4 protein-coding genes are annotated in these 6,623 nt (G+C 70.5%); 2 read left to right on the forward strand and 2 right to left on the reverse strand.

Annotated elements, in window-relative coordinates; translation table 11 throughout:
- Both DTS01S_RS01320 and DTS01S_RS01325 read right to left on the reverse strand, forming a co-directional pair.
- Complete coding sequence (locus tag DTS01S_RS01320; RefSeq protein WP_017407670.1) at positions 1-1,209, reverse strand: M20 aminoacylase family protein; 1,209 nt, start codon at positions 1,207-1,209, stop codon at positions 1-3.
- Positions 1,210-1,235: 26 nt separating this feature from the next.
- Positions 1,236-2,393 (reverse strand): ABC transporter substrate-binding protein, encoded by a 1,158-nt coding sequence (locus DTS01S_RS01325; protein WP_017407711.1) that lies wholly within the window; start codon positions 2,391-2,393, stop codon positions 1,236-1,238.
- 197 nt (positions 2,394-2,590) lie between these two features.
- Between DTS01S_RS01325 and DTS01S_RS01330 the strand changes: the two genes are divergently transcribed.
- Positions 2,591-4,669: a molybdopterin-containing oxidoreductase family protein gene (locus DTS01S_RS01330; RefSeq protein WP_061287200.1), complete on the forward strand. Its 2,079-nt coding sequence runs from the start codon at positions 2,591-2,593 to the stop codon at positions 4,667-4,669.
- 90 nt (positions 4,670-4,759) lie between these two features.
- Positions 4,760-6,526 (forward strand): ABC1 kinase family protein, encoded by a 1,767-nt coding sequence (locus tag DTS01S_RS01335; protein ID WP_026062988.1) that lies wholly within the window; start codon positions 4,760-4,762, stop codon positions 6,524-6,526.
- Positions 6,527-6,623: the final 97 nt, after the last annotated feature.

Consider the following 6,623-nt stretch of genomic DNA (forward strand, 5'->3'; position numbering starts at 1 on the left):
TCAGCGCGTGGGCTCGCTCAGCCAGCGCTGGGCCAGCTTCACCCAGAACGTGGCGCCCTGCGGAATCAGCTGGTCGTTGAAGTCGTAGCTGGGGTTGTGCAGCGTGCAGGGACCGCCGCCGTGGCCGATGGCGCGGTGGTCGCCGTCGCCATTGGCGATGAAGCAGTAGGCGCCGGGCTTTTCCAGCAGCATGAAGGCGAAGTCCTCGGCGCCCATGGACGGCTCCTGGGGCAGCACATTGGCCTCGCCCACGACCTCGGCCATGACGCGGCGTGCGAACTCGGCCTCGGGCGCGGAGTTGATGGTGGGCGGGTAGTTGCGCACGAACTCGAACTCGCAGCGCGTGTCATGCGCCGCGCAGATGCTCTCGGCCAGGGCCTTCATGCGCCGCTCGATCAGGTCCAGCACCTCCAGCGTGAAGGTGCGCACCGTGCCCTGCAGCTCCACGCTGTCGGGCACCACGTTCGTGGCCTCGCCCGCATGGACCATGGTGACCGAGACCACGCCCGCCTCGATGGGCTTGACGTTGCGGCTGACGATGGTCTGCAGGCCCAGGATGAGCTGGGCCGCCACGGGCAGCGGGTCGATCACCATGTGCGGCATGGCCGCGTGGCCGCCCTTGCCGCGCACGACGATGCGGAACTCGTTGCTCGACGCCATGGCCGGGCCCGGGCCCACGGCCATGGTGCCGGCCTTCATGCCCGGCCAGTTGTGCATGCCGAACACGGCCTGCATGGGGAACTGGGTGAACAGGCCGTCCTCGACCATCTCGCGCGCCCCGCCGCCGCCCTCTTCGGCCGGCTGGAAGATCAGGTGCACCGTGCCCTCGAAGCTGTCGCGGTGCGCGGCCAGGTACTGCGCGGCGGCCAGCAGCATGGCCACGTGGCCGTCATGTCCGCAGGCGTGCATTTTTCCGGCGTGGCGGCTGGCGTGCTCGAAGGTGTTGAACTCCTGCATGGGCAGGGCGTCCATGTCGGCGCGCAGGCCGACGGCGCGGCCGCTGGCGCCGCCGTCACGGCCGTGGATGGTGCCCACCACGCCCGTGCGGCCCAGGCCGCGGTGCACGGCAATGCCCCAGCCTTCGAGCTGCCGGGCCACCAGGTCGGCGGTGCGCAGTTCCTCGAAGCACAGTTCGGGATGGGCATGTATGTCGCGGCGCAGCGCGGTGATCTCGGGTGCGCTGTCCAGCAGTTCCTGCAGCAAGGCCATGGGGTTCTCCTTCTAGAGCTGCAAGCCTACACCCGGACCTTGCCGTCGCCGGTCAGCATGGACAACTCCACGAAGCGCGGCTTGGCCGATTGCGGCTTGAAGGCCAGCGGGAAGCCGGCCACCTGCTGGCCGTGCATGGCGTCGAGCGCGGCCACCAGGCCGTCGCGCGTGGGCTTGCCCGAGGCCGAGGCCTGGCGCAGCGCATCGGCGAACACGCGTGCCGCCAGATAGCCTTCCATGCTGGAGTAGTTGGGCGTCAGCTTGCCGCCGCCCTTCTGGATGGCCGCCAGGAAATCGCGCGTGATCTGGCGCGAGGTCTGGAAGGGCGAGGGCACGACCTGGGTGACGACCACCCCTTCGGCATCCTTGCCCAGCGTCTGCGCCAGAGCCTGCGAGCCGACGAAGGAGACGTTGTAGAACTGCCCGCCAAAGCCCGCCTGGCGCGCGGCGCGCACAAAGGCCGCGCTGGCCGAGTAGGTGACGATCTGCACGATCACATCGGCGCCCAGCGGCACCAGCGTCTTGACGGCCGCGACCACGTTGTTCGAGTTGCGCTCCACCGTGGCCGCGCCCACGGGCTCCAGCCCCTTGGCGGCCAGCGCCGCCTTGACGCCAGCCAGGCCCGACTCGCCATAGGCATCGTTCTGGTGCAGCACGGCCACCTTCTTCAGGCCCAGGCCCGTGAGGTGCCGCACCATCAGCGCCGTCTCGTCGGCATAGGAGGCGCGCACGTTGAAGACCAGTTGGGCCAGCTGGGGCTGGCGCAGCGCGTCGGCGCCCGTCAGCGGTGCGAACAGGGGCACGCGCGCCTTTTGCAGCAGCGGCAGCGCGGCCATGCTGGTGGAGGTGCCCACGTAGCCGAACAGCGCGAACACGTCGTCGGACAGGAAGCGCTGGGTATTGGCCGCGCAGCGCTCGGGCTCGTAGCCGTCGTCCATCACGCGCAGTTCGATGTTGCGCCGGGCAATGCCCCCCTGCGCGTTGAGCTGCTCGAAGTACAGCTTGGCGCCTTCATGGAAGGGCTGGCCGATCTGTGCCGCGGGGCCCGTCATCGGGCAGGACTGGCCCAGCACGATGGTGCCTCCCGCGTCCTGGGCGCGCACTGCGCCGGTCCAGGTGGCGGCAGCCGCCGTGCTGGCTGCGATGAACTGTCTGCGGCTGAATGCCGTCTTGGGTCGGAGCATGAACTTGCCTGTTTTTGTCACTGGAATCGGCGCCGTTGCTGCGTGCAGCCGGCTGCAAGGGTCCGCATAATAAAGACAAGCGGCGATTGCGGCATGCAAGACCGGCACCGCCCCTTGCCCGTGACGGCCTTTTCCTGTTTTTCCGGCTTTCACGGTTCTTTCGCAAAGTCCCCACCCTGTCCGAGACCGCTGCCACCATGTCCTCCGCCACGCCCCCACTCCAGGCCACCTCACAGGTGCTGGGCGCCTGCCCCCATGACTGCCCCGATACCTGCTCGCTGGTGACCACGGTCGAAGACGGCATCGCCAAAAGAGTCCAGGGCAACCCCGCCCACCCGCACACGGGCGGCGTGCTCTGCGCCAAGGTCAGCAAATACACCGAGCGCAGCTACCACCCCGAGCGCGTGCTCACCCCGCTGCGCCGCGTGGGCCCCAAGGGCTCCGGGCAGTTCGAGCCCGTGGGCTGGGACCAGGCGCTGGCCGACATCGCCGCCCGGCTGCACGCGCTGGCGGCGCGCGATCCCGAAACCATCCTGCCCTACAGCTACGCAGGCACCATGGGCCTGGTGCAGGGCGAGAGCATGGACCGGCGCTTCTTCCACCAGCTCGGCGCCTCGCTGCTGGACCGCACCATCTGCTCCAGCGCCGGGGGCGAGGCCCTGAACCTGACCTATGGCGGCAAGCTGGGCATGCGCGTGGAGCATTTCACCGAAAGCCGGCTCATCCTCATCTGGGGCAGCAACAGCATCGGCAGCAGCCTGCATTTCTGGCGCTATGCGCTGGAGGCCAAGCGCAACGGCGCGCGCCTGGTGTGCATAGACCCGCGCAAGACCGAGACCGCCGACAAATGCCACGAGCACCTGCAGCTGCTGCCCGGCACGGACGCGGCCCTGGCGCTGGCCCTGATGCACGAGCTGATCACGCACGGCTGGCTGGACCATGACTACATCGCGCGCCACACGCTGGGCTGGGAGGAACTCAAGGCCCGCGCCCTGCAGTGGCCGCCCGAGCGCGCGGCCCAGGTCTGCGGCCTGCCCGTGGAGCAGATCCGCCAGCTGGCGCGCGACTACGGCACCACCACGCCTGCGGCCATCCGGCTGAACTACGGCGTGCAGCGCGCGCGCGGCGGCGGCAATGCCGTGCGCGCCATCGCCTGCCTGCCGGCCCTGGTGGGCGCCTGGCGCCACCGTGCCGGCGGCCTGCTGCTGTCCGCCTCGGGCGCCCTGCCCGCGCAGCGCGCCCGACTGCAGATGCCGCACCTGCTGGGCGAGCGCCGCCCGCGCACCATCAACATGAGCACCATCGGCGACGCCTTGCTGCACGAAGGCGGCAACGGCTTCGGGCCGCGCGTGGACGCCATCGTGGTCTACAACAGCAATCCCGTGGCCGTGGCGCCCGAATCGGCCAAGGTCGTGGCCGGCTTTGCGCGCGAGGACCTGTTCACCGTGGTGCTGGAGCATTTCATGACCGACACGGCCGACCTGGCCGACTACGTGCTGCCGGCCACCACGCAGATCGAGCACTGGGACATCCACGGCAGCTACGGCCATACCGACGTGCTGCTCAACCGCCCCGCCATCGCGCCGCTGGGCCAGGCGCGCAGCAACGGCCAGATCTTCCGCGACCTGGCCGCGCACATGGCGCGGCATGACGACGCCTTTGCCGCTGCCCATTTCCAGACGGGAGACGAGCAACTGTGCCGCGAAGCCTTCGAGGGCCGCGGCGTGGACTTCGACGAGCTGCTGGACAAGGGCTTTGCCACCCTGGCCCTGCCCGAGGCCCCCTTTGCCGAGGGCGGCTTCGCCACGCCCTCGGGCCGCTGCGAATTCACCAGCGCCGAGCTGGCGCGGCGCGGCATGGACCCGCTGCCCGACTACCTGCCCAACTACGAAACCGCCGAAACGGATGCGCGCTACCCGCTGGCCATGATCTCGCCGCCGGCACGCAACTTTCTCAACAGCAGCTTCGTCAACGTCAAGAGCCTGCGCACCATGGAAGGCCGCCCGCTGGTGGAGCTGCACCCCGACGACGCCGCCACGCGCGGCGTGGCCGAGGGCGACCGGGTGCGCGTCTTCAACGACCGGGGCAGCTACGAATGCCACGCCACCCTCAACGGCCGCGCGCGCCGTGGCGTGGTCAACGGCCTGGGCATCTGGTGGCGCAAGCACGGCGACAACGGCACCAATGTCAACGAGCTCACCCACCAGCGCCTGACCGACCTGGGCCGCGCGCCCAGCTTCTACGACTGCGCGGTACAGGTGCAGCGGCTGGCCTGAGCCCCGCCCCGGAGACGGGCGATTCCTGCGCAATGGCGTCTGGCGCATCGGCACAATGGACCGCATTGCCACCACCGACAGGAGATGCCCATGCTGCAAACCGCCGTGGTCGCCGTGCGCGACCGTGCCCGGCTGCAGGAAATCGTCGGCGTGCTGCTGCGCTTCGGGCTGGCCGACCTGGTCGACACGCTGGGCCTGGCCCGCTTCGCGCCGCGCGGCAGCCAGCCCCATCCCGAGCATCCGCTGGATGCCAGCCGCCCCGAGCGCCTGCGCATGGCCCTCGAACACCTGGGGCCCAGCTTCGTCAAGCTGGGCCAGATCATGGCCACGCGCTCGGACCTGCTCGCGCCCGAATGGACGGCCGCCCTGCAGCAACTGCACAGCCACGCCGCCCCGCTGCCCTGGGAGACGGCTCAGCCGTTGATCGAGCAGTCGCTGGGCCTGCCCGTGGAGCAGGTGTTCACGCATTTCGATCCCGTGCCGCTGGCCTCGGCCTCCATGGCCCAGGTGTACCGCGCGCGGCTGCCTGCGGCCGAAGACCGGGCTGACCGGGATGACCGGGAAGGCCGGGAGGAAGGCAGCGGCAGCGACAGCCCCCCTGCGGCCCGCGCTGCCGACATCGAAGTCGTGGTCAAGGTCCAGCGCCCCGGCCTGCGCCCCCAGATCGAAGCCGACCTGCGCCTGCTAGAGCACCTGGCGCTGCTGGCCCAGGAACAATGGCCGCAGCTGGCACGCTACCGCCCGCGCGAGGTCACGCGCCAGCTGGGACAGGCGCTGCGCGAGGAACTGGATTTCACCGTCGAAGCCCACAACGGCGACGCCGTGGCACGGCACTTCGCGGCCCAGCCCGAGATCGTCGTGCCGGCCATCCACTGGGCATTGAGCGGGCCGCGCCTGCTGGTGCAGGACTTCGTGCCGGGCGTGCCAGCCTCGGCCGTGGGCGCGGACCCCGCGCTGGACGGCCCGCTGCTGGCGCGCCGTGGCGCCTGCGCGTTTTTGCAGATGGTGCTGCGCGACGGCCTGTTCCACGCCGACCCGCACCCGGGCAACCTGCTGGCCCTGCCCGGCAACCGCGTCGGCTTCATCGACTTCGGCATGGTCGGGCGGCTGTCTCCCCAGCGCCGCCGCCAGGTGCTGGGCCTGATGCGCGCCCTGGTCGAGGGCCAGGGCCGCAGCCTCTCGGGCGTGCTGCTGGACTGGGCCGCCGAAAGCGAAATGCCCGGCCGCGCCCCGCCCTCGGCCGCGCGCATCGAGGCTGCCGTGGACCGCTTCGTGACCCGCCATGGCCCCGGCGCCAGCAACGGCCGCCTGGTCATGTCCCGCGCCCTGCAGGACTTCATGGCCCTGGCCCGCGAAACCGGCGTGGCCCTGCCCGCCGACATGGCGCTGCTGCTCAAGGCCCTGATCACGGCCGACCAGGTGCTGCTGCAGCTGGACCCGCAATTCGACGTGGTGCAGACGGCCACGCCCCTGGTCAAGGCCCAGCTGCTGCAGCGCTACTCCCTGCGCAGCCTGGCGCGCCAGCGCCGCGCCGCCATGGCGCAATGGATGGACCTGGCCGACGACGCGCCGCACACCCTGCGGCTGGTGATGCAAAGACTGCGCTCGGGCCGGCTGCAGGCCGACCTGGACATACGCCACATCGACCGCCTCTCCCAGGCCCTGGAACGCGCCGCCACCCGCCTGGCCCTGGCCGTGGTCTCCGGCGCCTTCATCCTGGGCCTGGCCCCCGGCCTGCTGACCATGGGCCCGCGCCTGTGGGGCATCCCCCTCTTCGCCGCCCTGGGCGTGGCCGGCGCCGCCGCCAGCCTGGTTGTTCTTTTCACCACCATGCGCAGGCAGAAGGCGCTGGATTGATGGCTGGATTGGCGATCAGGAACGCCAAAAAAAGCAGCACCAGCGCATCAGATCAAAGCCGGGCGCCGCCCCCAAAACCGCCACGGCCCAACCCAGA

It is taken from the genome of Delftia tsuruhatensis NBRC 16741 (assembly GCF_001571325.1).
Taxonomy (GTDB): Bacteria; Pseudomonadota; Gammaproteobacteria; order Burkholderiales; family Burkholderiaceae_C; genus Comamonas; species Comamonas tsuruhatensis.